Origin of the sequence: Micromonospora sp., assembly GCF_048594385.1 — a bacterium.
Classification (GTDB): Bacteria; Actinomycetota; Actinomycetes; order Mycobacteriales; family Micromonosporaceae; genus Micromonospora; species Micromonospora wenchangensis.
The window spans coordinates 21,959-38,280 of sequence record NZ_JBMDWU010000015.1 but is presented as its reverse complement, the minus strand read 5'-3'; the positions used below and the strand labels follow the sequence as shown (position 1 = coordinate 38,280).

General features: G+C 72.8%; 11 protein-coding genes. 7 read left to right on the top strand and 4 right to left on the bottom strand.

Annotation, left to right across the window (positions count from 1 at the left end; translation table 11 throughout):
- Nucleotides 1–123: 123 nt before the first annotated feature.
- Nucleotides 124–273, top strand: coding sequence for a hypothetical protein (locus tag ACOJTC_RS00810; RefSeq protein WP_420115349.1), 150 nt, complete (start codon nucleotides 124–126; stop codon nucleotides 271–273).
- A 30-nt stretch (nucleotides 274–303) separates the two neighbouring features.
- On the opposite strand, the gene ACOJTC_RS00805 is transcribed toward ACOJTC_RS00810, so the two are convergent.
- A complete protein-coding gene (locus ACOJTC_RS00805) occupies nucleotides 304–2,400 on the bottom strand; it encodes a S9 family peptidase (protein ID WP_420115348.1) in 2,097 nt (698 codons plus the stop codon).
- Nucleotides 2,401–2,483: 83 nt separating this feature from the next.
- Between ACOJTC_RS00805 and ACOJTC_RS00800 the strand changes: the two genes are divergently transcribed.
- On the top strand, nucleotides 2,484–3,911 hold the full coding sequence (locus tag ACOJTC_RS00800; protein ID WP_420115347.1) for an FAD-binding oxidoreductase: 1,428 nt from the start codon (nucleotides 2,484–2,486) through the stop codon (nucleotides 3,909–3,911).
- A 158-nt stretch (nucleotides 3,912–4,069) separates the two neighbouring features.
- On the opposite strand, the gene ACOJTC_RS00795 is transcribed toward ACOJTC_RS00800, so the two are convergent.
- Entirely contained in the window at nucleotides 4,070–6,133 is a 2,064-nt protein-coding gene (locus tag ACOJTC_RS00795) for a SpoIIE family protein phosphatase (protein WP_420115346.1), read from the bottom strand.
- Between the two features lie 292 nt (nucleotides 6,134–6,425).
- Here ACOJTC_RS00795 and ACOJTC_RS00790 point away from each other — a divergent pair, with 292 nt between their 5' ends.
- Complete coding sequence (locus ACOJTC_RS00790) at nucleotides 6,426–10,793, top strand: HAMP domain-containing protein (RefSeq protein WP_420115345.1); 4,368 nt, start codon at nucleotides 6,426–6,428, stop codon at nucleotides 10,791–10,793.
- Complete coding sequence (locus ACOJTC_RS00785; RefSeq protein WP_204925714.1) at nucleotides 10,790–11,350, top strand: response regulator; 561 nt, start codon at nucleotides 10,790–10,792, stop codon at nucleotides 11,348–11,350. The genes ACOJTC_RS00790 and ACOJTC_RS00785 overlap by 4 nt, the downstream gene beginning before the upstream one ends.
- Nucleotides 11,351–11,353: 3 nt before the next feature.
- Here the strand turns inward: ACOJTC_RS00785 and ACOJTC_RS00780 are convergent, their stop codons facing one another.
- Entirely contained in the window at nucleotides 11,354–11,860 is a 507-nt protein-coding gene (locus ACOJTC_RS00780) for a GbsR/MarR family transcriptional regulator (protein ID WP_420115344.1), read from the bottom strand.
- A gap of 95 nt (nucleotides 11,861–11,955) precedes the next feature.
- On the opposite strand from ACOJTC_RS00780, the gene ACOJTC_RS00775 reads away from it, so the two are divergent.
- Together ACOJTC_RS00775 and ACOJTC_RS00770 are read left to right on the top strand one after the other, a co-directional pair.
- Nucleotides 11,956–12,885 (top strand): ATP-binding cassette domain-containing protein, encoded by a 930-nt coding sequence (locus tag ACOJTC_RS00775; RefSeq protein WP_420115343.1) that lies wholly within the window; start codon nucleotides 11,956–11,958, stop codon nucleotides 12,883–12,885.
- Entirely contained in the window at nucleotides 12,882–14,474 is a 1,593-nt protein-coding gene (locus tag ACOJTC_RS00770) for an ABC transporter permease (RefSeq protein ID WP_420115342.1), read from the top strand. Before ACOJTC_RS00775 ends, ACOJTC_RS00770 begins: the two co-directional genes overlap by 4 nt.
- 4 nt (nucleotides 14,475–14,478) lie before the next feature.
- Here the strand turns inward: ACOJTC_RS00770 and ACOJTC_RS00765 are convergent, their stop codons facing one another.
- On the bottom strand, nucleotides 14,479–14,814 hold the full coding sequence (locus ACOJTC_RS00765) for an STAS domain-containing protein (RefSeq protein ID WP_145917415.1): 336 nt from the start codon (nucleotides 14,812–14,814) through the stop codon (nucleotides 14,479–14,481).
- A gap of 170 nt (nucleotides 14,815–14,984) precedes the next feature.
- On the opposite strand from ACOJTC_RS00765, the gene hemL reads away from it, so the two are divergent.
- Nucleotides 14,985–16,322 (top strand): glutamate-1-semialdehyde 2,1-aminomutase, encoded by a 1,338-nt coding sequence (gene hemL, locus ACOJTC_RS00760; protein ID WP_420115341.1) that lies wholly within the window; start codon nucleotides 14,985–14,987, stop codon nucleotides 16,320–16,322.

The following is a 16,322-nucleotide window of genomic DNA, read 5'->3' as shown; positions in this document are numbered from 1 at the left end:
GGGGGGGGGCTGCTCGCGGGCACCAGGGGGGCCCCCCCCCGCCGCTTGGGGGGGCCGCCCGTCCTGGGCGCCCCCGGCGATGCCGCCGGCTGCGCCGACCCCTCGGCCCTGCGCACCGTGTGGGTGCCCGAATCCGTGGTGACACCCGAGCTGCCGTGGGGTCAGCTCGCCGGGGTCGGCGCGACCGCGCTGGCCGCCGTACTGGTCACGGTCGGGGTCGGGCTGCTGTTCCTGCGGACGAGCACCGCCGTCGAGGAGATCCGCACCGGCTGACCGTGGCCAGCCGGTGCGCGACGACGGTGGTCAGGCGCGGCCCAGCCGGTCGAGGATCCAGGCGTTGATGAACGCCTCCTCGCGCCAGGCGTCGTACCGGCCGCTGGGGCCGCCGTGGCCGGCACCCATCTCGGTCTTGAGCAGGTAGTCGCCCTGCGGGGCCACCGCCCGCAGCCGGGCGATCCACTTGGCCGGCTCGTGGTAGAGCACCCGGGTGTCGTTGAGGCTGGTCACCGCCAGGATCGCCGGATAGTCCACGGGGGCGACGTTCTCGTACGGGGTGTACGACTTCATGTACGCGTACACCTCCGGGTCGGCGAGCGGGTTGCCCCACTCCTCCCACTCGGTGACCGTCAACGGCAGCGACGGGTCGAGGATCGAGGTGAGCGCGTCCACGAAGGGCACCTGCGCGACGATCCCGGTGAACGCGTCCGGGGCGAGGTTGGCCACCGCGCCCATCAGCAGGCCGCCGGCCGAGGCACCCCGGGCGACCAGCCGGTCGGCCGCCGTCCAGCCGGACTTGACCAGGTGCCGGGCGCAGGCGACGAAGTCGGTGAAGGTGTTCTTCTTGGCCAGCAGTTTGCCCTCGTCGTACCACCGGCGGCCCAGTTCACCGCCGCCCCGGATGTGCGCGACCGCGAACACCACGCCCCGGTCGAGCAGGCTGAGCCGGGCGACCGAGAACCACGGGTCCATGCTGGCCTCGTACGAGCCGTACCCGTAGATCACGGCGGGGGCGGAGCCGTCGCGCGGGGTGTCCCGGCGGCAGACCAGCGAGATCGGCACCCGGGTGCCGTCGTCGGCGAGCGCCCACTCGCGGTGCTGCTCGTAGTCGTCCGGGTCGTACGCGCGACCGTCCGGCCCGGGGAGCACCGGCTTGCTGCGGCGCAGCGTCAGCTCCCGGGTGACCAGGTCGTAGTCGTAGACCGAGTCGGGGGTGACCAGCGAGGTGTAGCGGAACCGGAGCTGCCGGGTGCGGTATTCCGGGTTGGCGTCCAGGCCGACACTGTGGATCGGCTCGGGGAACTCGATGTCGTGGCCGTCGCCGCCGCCGACGGGGAGCACCCGCAGCCCGGTCAGGCCGTTGCTGCGCAGCGAGACGACCAGGTGGTCGGCGAACGCGTCGACCGACTCCAGCCGGGTGCCGGGGCTGTGCGGGATCAGCGGCACCCAGTCGCCTGGCGCGTCCGCCGAGGTGTACGCCAGCGCGAAGTCCTCCGCGCCGTCGTTGTGCAGGATCAGGAACCGGTGCCCGTGGTGCTCGACGCTGTATTCGACGCCCTGCCGGCGCGGGGCGATCACCGCCGGCTCACCTGTCGGGTTGTCGGCCGGGATGACCCGCACCTCGCTGGTGACCTTGCTGGTGCTGTCGATCAGCACGAACCGCTCGGAGCGGGTCAGCTCGACGCCCACCCAGAACCGCTCGTCCTCCTCGAGGTGCACCACCACGTCCTCGCCCGACGGGGTGCCGACGGTGTGTCGCCACACCCGGTTGGGCCGCCACGCCTCGTCGACGGTGATGTAGAACAGCACGCTGGCGTCGGCCGACCAGGCGGTGCCGTAGAAGGTGTCGGGCACCTCGTCGCCGAGCAGTTCACCGGTGCTCAGGTCCTTGATCCGCAGGGTGAAGCGCTCGTCGCCGGAGAAATCCGTCGAGTAGGCCAGCCAGCGCCCGTCGGGGCTGACGTCGAACGCGCCGAGGGAGAAGAAGTCGTGCCCTTCGGCGAGCTGGTTGCCGTCGAGCAGCACCTCCTCGCCGTCGAGCGGGGCGCCGTCCACGCTGACCGGCGGGTCGGTCTCGCCGTCGCGGACGGGGCGGCGGCAGTGCACGCCGTACTGCTGGCCCTCGACGGTGCGGGTGTAGTACCAGTGGCCGCCCTTGCGGGTGGGCACCGACAGGTCGGTCTCCTGGGTGCGCTGCTTCGTCTCGGCGAACAGCGTGCCGCGTAACGCTTCCAGGTGCGCGGTGCGCTGCTCCGTGTAGGTGTTCTCGGCGGTGAGGTGGGCGATGGTCGCCGGGTCGTCCTTGGCGGCCAGCCAGGCGTACTCGTCGACGACGGTGTCGCCGTGGTGGGTGCGCTCCGCGCGGACCTGTCGGGCGACGGGCGGGGTGGTCTCGGTGGTCACGGCGTCACGTTACCGGCCCGTCGCGCTCCGCCGCGCGGTCGAACCACCACGCGCCGCTTTAGAACATGTGTACGATGACTGCCATGTCGACGGGAGCGGGTTCGATCGGTGCAACGGAGATCACCCAGCGGTTGGCCGCGATCTGCGGCCCTTCCTTCGCCCGGTTCGCGGGCGCGGCCGACGAGGTCGCCGGCCGGCTCGCCCGGTGGGTGGCCGTCCCCGGTGGGCCCCGGGCGGCGGCCGAGGTGCTGCGGCTCGCCGCCCGGCACGATCTGTCGGTGGTCCCCCGGGGCGCCGGCACGAAGATCGACTGGGGTGCGGCACCGGCCCGGGTCGACATCATGCTCGACACCGGCCGGCTCGCCGGGGTCGGCCACCGGCCGGCAGCATCCCCGGTCGTCGAGGTGGGTGCCGGCACCCCGCTGCGGGCCGTGCAGGCCACCCTGGAACGCACCGGCCGTCGGCTGGCCCTCGATCCGCCGTCGCCCGGGGCCACCCTCGGCGGGGTGCTCGCCGCCGACGAGTCCGGTCCGCTGCGGCACCGGCACGGCACCGCCTGCGAGCAGCTCGTCGGCCTGCGCTGGCTGGACGCCGCCGGTGAGCTGGTCAGCGCCGGGCGCAGCGCGGCCGAGCTGGCCGGCGCGGCCCCACCGGTCGGCCTCGATCTGGGCCGGCTGCTCTGCGGCTCGCAGGGCGGGCTGGGCGTGCTCGTCTCGGCGACGCTGCGCGCACACACCCTGCCGCCGAGCCGGGTGTGGGTGACCCGGCCGGTGTGGAGCCCGTTGGAGGTGCACGACCTGGTCCGGGCGGTGCTCGCGGCCGACCTCGACCCGGCGGCCGTCGAGCTGGACCTGCCGGCCGCCGGGTCGCCGCCACGCCCGCCCGCCGCCGCGGCGGCGGGCGCGACGTCGGGACCGGGCGGTCGCCCGATGTCGGCCGCCGAGGCGTCGGCCCGCGCCAACCATCCCGCGATGGCCGGCCGTCGGACCGCCCCGCCGCCTCCCCGGGGCAGTGCCGGTGAGCTGGCCGTCCTGCTGGAGGGCGGCCGGTCCGAGGTGGCCGAGCAGGCCGACCGCCTGCTCGCCCTGTTCGGCGGTACGGCAAGCCTCGCCCCGGACGCCCCGGCCTGGTGGCGGCGCTACCCGTTCGCCCCGGGCGCCACCGCACTGCGGGTCGAGGCCCCGGCCGCCGACCTGCACGCCGCCGTCTACGCGCTGCGCGACGCCGCCGGCGCCCCGCTGTCGGTGCGCGGTTCCGCCGGGCTGGGCGTGGTGCACGCCGCGCTGCCCGGGTCGCTCCCGGTCGACCGGGTGGCCGGCATCCTCGCCGCCGTCCGCGGGGTGCTGTTCACCCGCCGGGGCCGGTGCGTGGTGGTCGCCGCGCCTCCGGCGGTGCGTCGTGAGATCGACGTGTGGGGTGAGGCCGCGGTGATCCCCCGGCTGCGCGAGGCGAAGGAACACCTCGACCCGCACCGCCGGCTCGCCCCCGGACGCCTCCCCGGCGGCCTCTGACCGGCCCCGCACCCGGGAGCGGGATGCGGTGATGGCTCGTTGTCAGCCCCGTTGCGGCATCCGGCGCGCTCGACACCGCTGGTGAGGCGGAACGGAGTGGATCAAGAGGTCGGGCGAGGGGGAGCGGGGGCGGGGAGGGATCGGGGCGGGGGGCGTACTCAGAGTGCGTCGTTGCGCAGCACCAGGATGGCGATGTCGTCGCGGGGCGACTCGACCGAGAAGTTGATCGCGGTGGCCCGCAGGCGGGCTGCGACCACGTCGGCGGAGTAGCCGGCCAGCGGTGCGGCGGCCTCCCGGAGCCGTTCGGTGCCGAAGAGTTCCCGGCCGCGCCGCCGCTCGGTCACCCCGTCGGTGTAGAAGATAAGCGCATCGCCCGGCGCGAGCACGATCTCCGCCGCCGGGGAGGTGATCGCGTCGAGCAGACCGAGCGCCGTGCCGCCGATGCCGACGAAGTTGGCCCCACCGCCCCCGTGCAGCAGGACCGGCCGGTCGTGCCCGGCCAGGTGCAACGAGACGTCGAGCCGGTCACCGTCGCCCGGCCCGACCGCCGCCAGGGCCAGCGTGCAGTACCGCCCCCCACCCCGCTCGACAAGCGTGTCGTTGAGCCGGGCCAGGGCCTCGGGCAGCGGCTTGCCGTCCCCGACCAGCACCCGGATCACATCCCGGACCAGCCCGGTCACCGCCGCCGCCTGCACGCCCTTGCCGGACACGTCGCCGACCACCACCAGCCAGCGTCCGTCCGGCAGCGGCACCACGTCGTAGAAGTCGCCGCCGACCTCGGCCTCGTCGCCGGTCGGGACGTACTCGGCGGCGAAGCCGATGCGCTCGTCGACCGGGAGCACGGGCGGCAGCAGCGACTGCTGGAGGGTCTGCGCCACCCGACGCCGTTCGGCGTGGATGCGGGCGTTCTCGATGGCGAGCCCGGCCCGCCGGGCGACGTCCTCCAGCACCGCGACCTCGTCCGGGTCGTGCCGGTGCCGCTGGTGCCGTCCCACGGCCAGGGTGCCGAGGCGTTGGCTGCGGGCGATCAGCGGCACGGCGAAACCCTCCATCGGCCCGCCGAGCGGCACCTGGGAGCCGGTCCGCGACGCCTCCCGCAGCCGGGCCTGGACCGAGTCCGGCCCGGACTCCTCCAGCACCTTGTGCAGCTGGGGCAGGACCGACTCGTCGGCGTGACTGGCAGCGGCGAGCCTGAGCCGACCCCACTCGTCGGTGGTGTGCACCGCACACCACTGACCGAGCCGGGGCACCACCAGCTGCGGAATCAGCGCCATGGTCAGGTCGACGTCGAGCGACTGGGCGAGCAGTTCGCTGGCCTCGGCGAGAAAGGTCAGCCAGGCCGAGCGGCGGACGTCGGCCCGGCGCAGCCGGTCGTTCTCCAGGTGCAGCGCGAGCCGTTCGGCGGCGAGGACGGCCAACGGCCTGGCGTACGCCGACGGTGCGGCGTCCAGTTCCAGCTCCCCGGCGTACGGCCGGTGCACGGCCAGCGGCACCCGTAGCAGCTCGTTGCCGGGGCGGGGTTGACGGCCGTAGCGGGCCAGCACCTGCGGGCCCTCCCCCTCGCCCCGGTCCAACCGGATCACCCCACCGGCCGCGCCCACCATGTCGGCGACCCGGGTGAGCAGGTCGGTGGCGAACTCGGTGAGCGGTTCGTCGGCGTACGGGTCGGGGCGGGTCTGGGTGAGTTCGCTCATCGCGGCGGCGCTCGGCGCGCTGGTCGACGGTTCGCTGTCGGTCCGCCCGGGTGGCGGGTGCGGGGAGGGTGGCGCGTCGCCGTGGTCGCCGTGCCGGTCGAGCCGGAACCACACCCCCTTGCCGGTGGGCAGGTAGGTGGTGCCCCAGCGGCTGGCGAAGTGGTCGACCAGGAGCAGTCCCCGCCCCCGCGCGGAGACCTCGCCGATCTGGTCGGTGTCGTTGCGGATGCCGACGACCAGCTCGTCGACCGGCCCGGCGGCGAAGTCGGAGACCGTGACGGTCAGGCCGATCTGGTCGGCGACGACCTCGATGTCCAGTTCGGTGCGGGCGTGTTCGACGGCGTTGGTGGACAGTTCGGTGGTCAGCAGCAGCGCCTCGTTGAGCAGTTCGTCGAGGTCGGCTTCGGCGAGTACGGAGCGGACCACGGCGCGGGCGGCGGCCGGGGTGCGGTTGTCGGCGGGCAGCCGGACGCGCCGGACGTGCTCGTCCCGTCCCGCGTCTGTCCCGGCCCCCGGCTCCGTTGACACCCCCGTATCCTCTACCGCCACCGGCCGGGTGCCAAGCCGCACCACGTACCGTCACACCCGCCGCGCCGGTCCGTCGGCGCCGATCACGCTCCGCCGGGGCCTGTCGGCGGGCGGCGTGGTGCAACACGCAGGTGCGCGGCGGGGCGGACGCCGCGTCGTCGCTGGGCACGTCGTATCCGGGGGCACGTCGTATCCGGGGGCACGTCGCATCCGGGGGTCCGGCGGCGACCCGGGCACAATGAGGGGAAGTCGGCGTGTCGGCACGTCGGGAGCCCTCCGAGTCGAGCGAGGAATGATGACCGCGAAACAGTCGGTGACGGCGGACGGGTCCGCTTCCGAGCATGACGCGCTCCTCGGTGAGTTGTCGGAGGCGCTTCGACGGGTCGGCCGGGGCGACTTCAAGGTGCGGCTGCCCCGGCGGGCGGGCGCGGCCGGTGAGGTGGCGGACGCCTTCAACGAGGTGGTGTCGCTCCAGGAGCGGCAGCACCTGGACCTGCGCCGGATCAGCCGGGTGGTGGGTCGGGACGGGCGGCTGACCGAACGTCTGGACGAGGAGGGCCTGGACGGCTCGTGGGCGGAGGGCCAGCGGGCGGTCAACTCGCTGATCGACGACCTGGGCCGGCCGACCACCGAGATCGCCCGGGTGATCATGGCGGTGGCCGACGGCGATCTCTCCCAGCACATGGAGTTGGAGATCGACGGCCGCCCGCTGCGCGGTGAGTACCTGCGGATCGGCCGGACGGTCAACACGATGGTCGGCCAGCTCTCGTCGTTCTCCAACGAGGTGACCCGGGTGGCCCGGGAGGTGGGCACCGAGGGCAAGTTGGGTGGTCAGGCGGACGTGCGGGGCGTCGCCGGCACCTGGAAGGACCTCACCGACTCGGTGAACACCATGGCGTCGAACCTGACCGGCCAGGTGCGGTCGATCTCCCAGGTGGCGACGGCGGTGGCCCGGGGCGACCTGTCGCAGAAGATCACGGTCGGGGCGCGGGGCGAGGTCGCCGAGCTGGCCGACACGATGAACTCGCTGACCGACACGCTGCGCCTGTTCGCCGAGCAGGTGACCCGGGTGGCGCGCGAGGTGGGCACCGAGGGCAAGCTCGGTGGGCAGGCCGACGTGCCGAACGTCGCGGGCACCTGGAAGGACCTCACCGACAGCGTCAACTCGATGGCGTCGAACCTGACCAGTCAGGTGCGCAACATCGCGCAGGTCTCCACGGCGGTGGCCCGGGGCGACCTGAGTCAGAAGATCACGGTGGCGGCGCAGGGCGAGATCCTGGAGCTGAAGGACACCGTGAACACGATGGTGGACCAGCTCTCCTCGTTCGCCGACGAGGTGACCCGGGTGGCCCGCGAGGTCGGCATCGAGGGCAAGCTGGGCGGCCAGGCCCAGGTACGCGGCGTCTCCGGCACCTGGCGGGACCTGACGGAGAACGTCAACCAGCTCGCCGGCAACCTGACCAGCCAGGTCCGCAACATCTCCCAGGTCTCCACGGCGGTGGCGAAGGGTGACCTGTCGCAGAAGATCACGGTCGACGCGCAGGGCGAGATCCTGGAGCTGAAGGACACCGTGAACACGATGGTGGACCAGCTCTCCTCGTTCGCCGACGAGGTGACCCGGGTGGCCCGCGAGGTCGGCACGGAGGGCAAGCTCGGCGGTCAGGCGCAGGTGAAGGGCGTCTCCGGCACCTGGCGCGATCTCACCGACAACGTGAACTCGATGGCGTCGAACCTGACGTCCCAGGTGCGCAACATCGCCTCGGTGACCACGGCGGTGGCGAAGGGCGATCTCAGCCAGAAGATCACCGTCGACGCCCGGGGCGAGATCCTGGAGCTGAAGTCGACCGTCAACACGATGGTGGACCAGTTGTCGTCGTTCGCCGACGAGGTGACCCGGGTGGCCCGTGAGGTGGGCACCGAGGGCAAGCTCGGCGGGCAGGCCCAGGTACGCGGGGTCGCCGGCACCTGGCGGGACCTTACCGACAACGTGAACTCGATGGCGTCGAACCTGACCAGTCAGGTGCGCAACATCGCGCAGGTCTCCACGGCGGTGGCCAAGGGTGACCTGTCGCAGAAGATCACCGTGGACGCGCAGGGTGAGATCCTGGAGCTGAAGAACACGGTCAACACGATGGTGGATCAGCTCTCCTCGTTCGCCGACGAGGTGACCCGGGTGGCCCGTGAGGTGGGCACCGAGGGCAAGTTGGGCGGTCAGGCGCAGGTCAAGGGCGTGAGAGGCACCTGGCGGGACCTGACCGACAACGTGAACTCGATGGCGTCGAACCTGACGTCCCAGGTGCGCAACATCGCCTCGGTGACCACGGCGGTGGCCAAGGGCGACCTCGGCCAGAAGATCACCGTCGACGCGCAGGGCGAGATCCTGGAGCTGAAGAACACCGTGAACACGATGGTCGACCAGCTCTCGTCGTTCGCCGACGAGGTGACCCGGGTGGGCCGCGAGGTCGGCATCGAGGGCAAGCTCGGCGGTCAGGCGCAGGTCAAGGGCGTGAGCGGCACCTGGCGGGACCTCACCGAGAACGTGAACCAGCTCGCCTCGACCCTGACCACCCAGCTCCGGGCGATCTCCCAGGTCTCCACGTCGGTGACCCGGGGCGACCTGACCCAGCGGATCGCGGTCAAGGCGCAGGGCGAGGTCGCCGAGCTGAAGGACAACATCAACCAGATGATCGTCACCCTGCGGGAGACGACCAAGAAGAACGCCGAGCAGGGCTGGCTCGACTCCAACCTGGCCCGCATCGGTGGCCTGCTCCAGGGCCAGCGGGACCTGGGCGAGGTCTGTCGCATGATCATGATGGAGGTGACCCCGCTGGTCGACGCGCAGCTCGGCGCGTTCTTCCTGGCGGACACCGCCGAGGGGGTGATGCGGCTGCGGTTGACCGCGTCGTACGGGTATGTGGCGCGGGGGCACGACGTGACCTTCGGGCCCGGTGAGGGGCTGGTCGGTCAGGCCGCGCTCTCCCGCCGGACGATCCGGCTCAACGCGTTGCCCGACGGCCGGATCACCCTGCGCTCCGGGCTGGCCGACACGCTTCCGTCCGACCTGGTGGTGCTGCCGATCCTGTTCGAGGGCGAACTGCTCGGGGTGATCGAGTTCGCCAGCGTGGCCCGCTTCTCGGAGCTGCACCTGGGGTTCCTGGAGCGGCTGGTGCTCACCATCGGCATCGCGGTCAACACCATCCAGGCCAACCGGCGTACGGAGGAACTGCTGGCCCAGTCGCAGCGGCTGGCGCTGGAGTTGCAGGACCAGTCGGCGGAGTTGCAGCGCACCAACGCCGAGCTGGAGGACAAGGCGAAGCTGCTCAGCGAGCAGAAGGGCAACATCGAGACCAAGAACCGGGAGATCGAGCTGGCCCGGCTGGGGCTGGAGGAGAAGGCCCAGCAGCTCACCCGGGCGTCGGCGTACAAGTCGGAGTTCCTGGCGAACATGAGCCACGAGCTGCGTACGCCGCTGAACTCGCTGCTGCTGCTGGCCCGGCTGCTGGTGGAGAACTCGGAACGCAACCTCACCCCGAAGCAGATCGAGTTCGCCCGGACGATCCACGGCTCCGGCTCGGACCTGCTGCGCCTGATCGACGACATCCTGGACCTGTCCAAGATCGAAGCCGGTCGGATGGACGTCGAGCCGACGGAGATCCGGTTCGCCGAGATCCGCAACTACGTGGAGCAGGCGTTCGCCCCGCAGGCGGAGGACAAGAACCTCGACTTCCAGGTGCGGGTGGCCAAGGAACTGCCGCCGGCCCTGGTGACCGACGCCCAACGGTTGCAGCAGATCCTGCGCAACATGCTCTCCAACGCGGTGAAGTTCACCGACAACGGCGCGGTCACCCTGCGGATCGCCCCGGCGGCGGAGAACGCGGTCTTCGACGTGCCGGCGTTGACCAACGCCCGGCAGGTGATCGCCTTCACCGTGATCGACACCGGCATCGGCATCTCCGACGACAAGCTGAGCATCATCTTCGAGGCGTTCCAGCAGGCCGACGGCACCACCAGCCGGCGGTACGGCGGCACCGGGCTGGGCCTGTCGATCAGCCGGGACCTGGCGCGGCTGATCGGCGGCACGATCACGGTGACCTCCGCGCCGGGGCAGGGTTCGACGTTCACCCTCTTCGTACCGGACGTGCTGGCACCGGACGCGGTGGTGGCCCCGCAGTCGCCGTCGCCGGAGCGGGCGGGGCTGCCGTCGTCGCTGCTGATGCCGCCGGTGGAGCTGCTGGCCACGCCGGAGGCCCCGGCCACCCGGCAACTGGACGGCGCCACCGTACTCATCGTCGACGACGACGTACGCAACGTGTTCGCGTTGACCAGCGCGTTGGAACTGCACGGGATGACCGTGCTGTACTCGGACAACGGCGCGGACGGGGTTCGCGTGCTGGCCGAGCATCCGGAGGTGGACATCGTGCTGATGGACGCCATGATGCCCGACCAGGACGGTTACGAGACGACCCGGCAGATCCGCCGCAACCACCGCTTCGCCGACCTGCCGATCGTCTTCCTCACCGCGAAGGCGATGCCCGGTGACCGGGAGTCGGCGCTGGCGGCCGGGGGTAGCGACTACATCACCAAGCCGGTGGACCTGGACGGGCTGATCGAGCGGATGGCGTCCTGGATCAGCGGTCGCCGAGATAGGGAGAATTCGTGACGCAGACGGCCAAGGCGCTGCTGGTCGACGACCGTCGGGAGAACCTGATGGCCCTGGAGGCGATCCTCCAGGGGCTCCCGGTCCAGTCGGTGGCCGTGGAGAGCGGTGAGGCGGCGCTGAAGCAACTGCTGGTGGACGACTTCGCGGTCATCCTGCTGGACGCCCAGATGCCCGACATGGACGGTTTCGAGACGGCCAGTCACATCAAGCGCCGGGAACGGACCCGGCACGTGCCGATCATCTTCTTGACCGCCGCCGACCGGGACGCCCAGTTGGCGCTGCGCGGCTACGCGGTCGGGGCGGTCGACTACCTCACCAAGCCGTTCGACCCGTGGGTGCTGCGGGCCAAGGTGTCGGTCTTCGTGGAGCTGTGGGTGAAGACCCGGCAGCTGGCGGCGCAGTCCGACGTTGTGCGGGAGCGCGACGCCCAGTGGCGGGTGCTCACCGACGCGGTCGACGAGGCGAGCGCCCTGCTGCGGGGCGAGGACGACCCGGAGGCCCGGCAACGCGCCCTGGACGTCCTGGAGCAGGCCCGCTGGGGCAGCAACACCCCCTGACGGTCAGGCGGCGGGTGGCCCGGCGTGGCCGGTGGCGGCCCGGCGGGCCCGCCAGCGTTCGCCGAGCGAGTCCAGTTCCTCCTGGATGAAATAGAAGAAGTCCCGCATCTCGGCCACCCGTTCGCCGCCCGGGGTGGCGGTGCCGCCCAGTGCCTTGACGCCCGCGTCGGCGATGTCGATGAAGTTCTTGTAGAGGCCGGTCTTGGTGATGGTGCCCTCGTACCAGGGGTTGTCGGGCAGCCGGTAGTGGTCCCGGCGCGAGCGCGGGACCGGTTCGCGGACCAGCATGCTGACCTGGGTCAGGTGGCGTACCGCGCCGGAGACGGCTGCCGCGCTGACGCCGAGCCGTTCGCCGATCTGGGCGGCGGTCAGCGGGCCGTCGGCGCTCATCACGGCGAACAGGACCCGGGCGGACATCCGGGGGAAGCCGACGTCCGCGAAAGCCATCGCCATCCGTTCGACGAAGAGGTGGACCTCGTCGTCGTGGCCGGGTCGACGGTCGTCAGGCATCGGACGCTGCTCCTCGGGCTCGGGACGGTTCAGGCGATGGTGCCGCACCGAACAGAGTCTTCACAACTTTGTGAAACGAGTGTAGCTTCCGAATTGTGGAAACTCCGATAGCGGTGACCGGCCTGGTGAAGACCTTCGGCCGCACCCGGGCCCTCGACGGGCTCGACCTGACCGTGCGGGCCGGCGAGGTGCACGGCTTCCTCGGCCCGAACGGCGCCGGCAAGTCGACAGCCCTCCGGGTACTGCTCGGACTGCTGCGGGCCGACGCGGGGGCCGTCCGACTGCTCGGTGGTGACCCGTGGCGCGACGCCGTCACGCTGCACCGCCGCCTGGCGTACGTGCCGGGTGACGTCACCCTCTGGCCGCAGCTCTCCGGCGGCGAGGTGATCGACCTGCTCGGGCGGATGCGCGGTGGGCTCGACCCGAAGCGCCGCGCCGAGCTGCTGGAGTCGTTCGAGCTGGACCCCCGCAAGAAGGGGCGCACCTACTCCAAGGGCAACCGGCAGAAGGTCGGCCTGGTCGCCGCGCTCGCCTCCGACGTCGAACTGCTCATCCTCGACGAGCCCACCTCCGGGCTGGACCCGCTGATGGAGGAGGTGTTCCAGCACTGGATCGACCGGGCCCGGCGCGACGGCCGTACGGTGCTGCTGTCCAGCCACATCCTCGCCGAGGTGGAGGCGCTCTGCGACCGGGTGACGATCATCCGCAACGGTCGTGACGTCGAGACCGGCACCCTGACGGAGCTGCGCCACCTGCACCGCACCGCGATCGACGCCGAACTGGCCGGCCCGGTCGACGGCCTGGCCGACCTGCCCGGCGTGCACGACCTGCGGGTCGACGGCGGGCGGGTCCGGTTCGCCGTCGACACCGTCGCGCTGGACACCGCGCTGCGCCGGCTCACCGAGATCGGCGTGCGCAGCCTGGTCAGCCAGCCGCCGACGCTGGAGGAGCTGTTCCTACGTCACTACGAGACGCCGGCCGCCGGCACCCCGACCGGCGACCAGCCGACGGGGGTGGGGCGATGAGCACCCTCACCGGCACCGGTCACCTGACCCGGCTGATCCTGCGCCGGGACCGGATCGTCCTGCCGCTCTGGGTGCTGCCGCTGGCCGCCCTCCCGGTGTCGTACGCGGGCAGCTTCCTCGCGCTGTTCCCGACCGCCGCCGAGCGGGCCGCGTACGCCGACGGCACCGCCCGCAGCCCGTCGGTGGTGGCCCTGCTCGGCCCGGTCTACGGCGACAGCATCGGCGCGTTGACCGCCCAGCGGGGCGGCTTCCTCCAGGTGATCGTCGGACTGGCCGCCCTGCTCACCGTCATCCGGCACACCCGCACCGAGGAGGAGGCCGGCCGGCGGGAACTGCTCGGCGCGACCGTGCTCGGCCGGCACGCCGGACTCACCGCCGCACTGCTGGTGACGTACGCGGCCAGTCTGGTGCTCGGCCTGCTCACCGCCGCCGGGCTGGCCGCCGCCGGGTTGCCGCTGGCCGGCTCGCTGGCGTACGGGCTGTCGGTGGCGCTGGTGGGGGTGGTCTTCGCCTCGGTGGGCGGGTTGGCCGCCCAGCTCACCCAGACCGCCGCCGGGGCACGCGGGGCCGCCGTCGGGGTGCTCGGGGTGACGTTCGCGCTGCGGCTGGTCGGGGACACCTCCGACCAGGGGTGGCCGAGCTGGCTCTCCCCGCTGGGCTGGGCCCCGCGCATCCGCGCGTACGAGGGGGAGCGCTGGTGGGTGCTGGCGCTGCCGGTCGCGCTGACCGTGCTGCTGGCCGTGGTGACGTACCCGGTGTCGGTGCGGCGGGATCTCGGTGCCGGCCTGCTGCCGTCGCGGCCGGGCCCGGCGCGGGCCGGGCGGGCGCTGTCCGGGCCGTTCGGGCTGGCCTGGCGGCTGCACCGGGGGCAACTGCTGGGCTGGTCGGTGGGCTTCGGCCTGCTCGGGCTGGTCGTCGGCGGTGCTGCCGAGTCCGCCGGCCGGTCGGTCGCCGGCAACGCCGCGCTGGAGCAGGTGATGGCCCGGCTGGGTGGCGCGTCGGGACTGGCCGAGGCGTACCTGGGGGCGTCGCTGGGGGTGGCCGGGCTGGCTGCCGCCGGCTACGGCGTCCAGGCGGCGTTGCGGATGCGGTCGGAGGAGGCCGCCGGGCGGGTCGAGCCGGTGCTGGCCACCGGGGTGCACCGGTCGGCCTGGCTCGCCTCGCACCTGGTGTTCGCCCTGCTGGGGCCGGTGGTGGCGCTGGCGCTGACCGGTCTGGCGGCCGGCCTGACCTACGGGCTGGGTGTGGGTGACGTGCCAGGTGAGCTGCCCCGGATGCTCGGTGCCGCCCTGGCGCAGGTGCCGGCGGCCTGGGTGCTGGCCGGCCTGGCGGTGCTGCTGCACGGGCTGCTGCCCCGGTTCACCGCGGCGGCCTGGGCGGTGCTCGCGCTGGCGGTGCTGCTCGGTCAGCTCGGCGCGGTGCTGGAACTGAGCCAGTGGCTGCTCGACCTGTCGCCGTTCACGCACACCCCGCAGGTGTTGCGGGCGGGCTGGAGTGTCACCCCGCTGCTGGCGCTGACCGCGCTCGCCGGGGTGCTCTGCGCGGCCGGCTTCGTGTCCTTCCGCCGCCGCGACACCCCGGTCGGCTGACCGGTCAGCCGGAGGGGGTCTCGTTACGGATCATCAGGGCGGAACGGAGGCCGGTGATGTCGAGGACGCGCAGCAGGAAGTCGCCCACGTTGCTCAGGATCAACAGGCACTGGGAGTGGCTGGCCTTGCGACTGAGCACCACCAGCGTGCCCAGCCCCTGCGAGTCGCAGAAGGTCACCCCGGCCAGGTCGAGCACGATGCGCGGCGGAGGATCGGCGAGCACCTCGTTCACGACGGTCGACAGCTGGGCGGCGGTGAGCATGTCGATCTCACCGGCCAGGCGCAGCACCACTTCGTCGCCCGTCCGGTGTACCGTGATGGACAGCTCGGCACGATCCACGCCGTCAGCCTAGCGCGATCCCGCCAGCCCGGCCCGGTGAGACGATCCGCCGTGCCGATCACCGCGCGGGCGGCAGCTCCGCCCACCGGCGTCGGGTGAGGTGAGCCGGGTAACCCGGCCCCGGGGTGGCTGCGGATTCCCCGGCCGGCGCTGACACAATGGGCCGCATCGTGACCGATACCTTTTCCGCCGGCACCGGCCGTTACCCCGCCGACGCGCCGGCCTCCGAGGCCCTGTTCGACCGCGCCCGGGCCATCGTGCCGGGCGGGGTCAACTCCCCCGTGCGTGCGTTCCGTGCCGTCGGCGGCACCCCGCGCTTCATGGTCCGGGGGGAGGGTCCCTGGCTGTACGACGCCGACGGGCGACGCTACGTCGACCTGGTCTGCTCGTGGGGGCCGTTGATCCTGGGCCACGCCCACCCCGAGGTGGTCGAGGCGGTCCGCGAGGCCGCCACCCTCGGCACCAGCTTCGGCACCCCCACCCCGGGTGAGGTGGAGCTGGCCGCCGAGATCGTCGAGCGCACCCCGGTCGAGCAGGTCCGGCTGGTCAACTCGGGCACCGAGGCGACCATGTCGGCGATCCGGCTGGCCCGGGGGTTCACCGGCCGCTCCAAGATCATCAAGTTCGCCGGCTGCTACCACGGCCACTCCGACGGGCTGCTCGCCGCCGCCGGCTCCGGCGTCGCCACCCTCGGCCTGCCCGACTCGCCCGGGGTCACCGGCGCGGCGGCCGGCGACACCATCGTGCTGCCCTACAACGACCTCACCGCCGTCGAGGCGGCGTTCGCCGCGCAGGGTCCGCACATCGCGGCGGTCATCACCGAGGCCGCCGCCGGCAACATGGGCGTGGTCGCCCCCCGCGACGGCTTCAACTCCCGGCTCGCCGCGATCGCCCACGCCCACGGCGCGCTGCTCAGCGTCGACGAGGTGATGACCGGGTTCCGGGTCTCCCGCGCCGGCTGGCACGGCCTCGACCCGTCCGACGCCGACCTGTGGACGTACGGGAAGGTGATGGGGGGCGGGCTGCCCGCCGCCGCCTTCGGCGGGCGCACGGAGATCATGTCCCGGCTCGCCCCGGCCGGCCCGGTCTACCAGGCCGGCACCCTCTCCGGTAACCCGCTGGCCTGCGCCGCCGGCCTGGCCACCCTGCGGCTCGCCGACGACGCCCTCTACCGCCGGCTCGACGACACGGCCGCCGTCGTGGGTAAGCTCGCCGCCGACGCGCTGGCCGCCGCCGGGGTCCCGCACCGCCTGTCGTACGCGGGCAGCATGTTCTCGATCTTCTTCACCGACGCCGACGTGGTCGACTACGACAGCGCCCGCACCCAGCAGGTGCCCGCGTTCAAGGCGTTCTTCCACGCGATGCTCGCCGCCGGCGTCTACCTGCCGCCGAGCGCGTTCGAGTCGTGGTTCGTGTCGGCGGCGCTCGACGACGCCGCCCTGGAGCACATCGCCGCCGCCCTGCCCGGCGCGGCGACAGCAGCGGCAGCGGCAGGCAGCGGGGGGTAA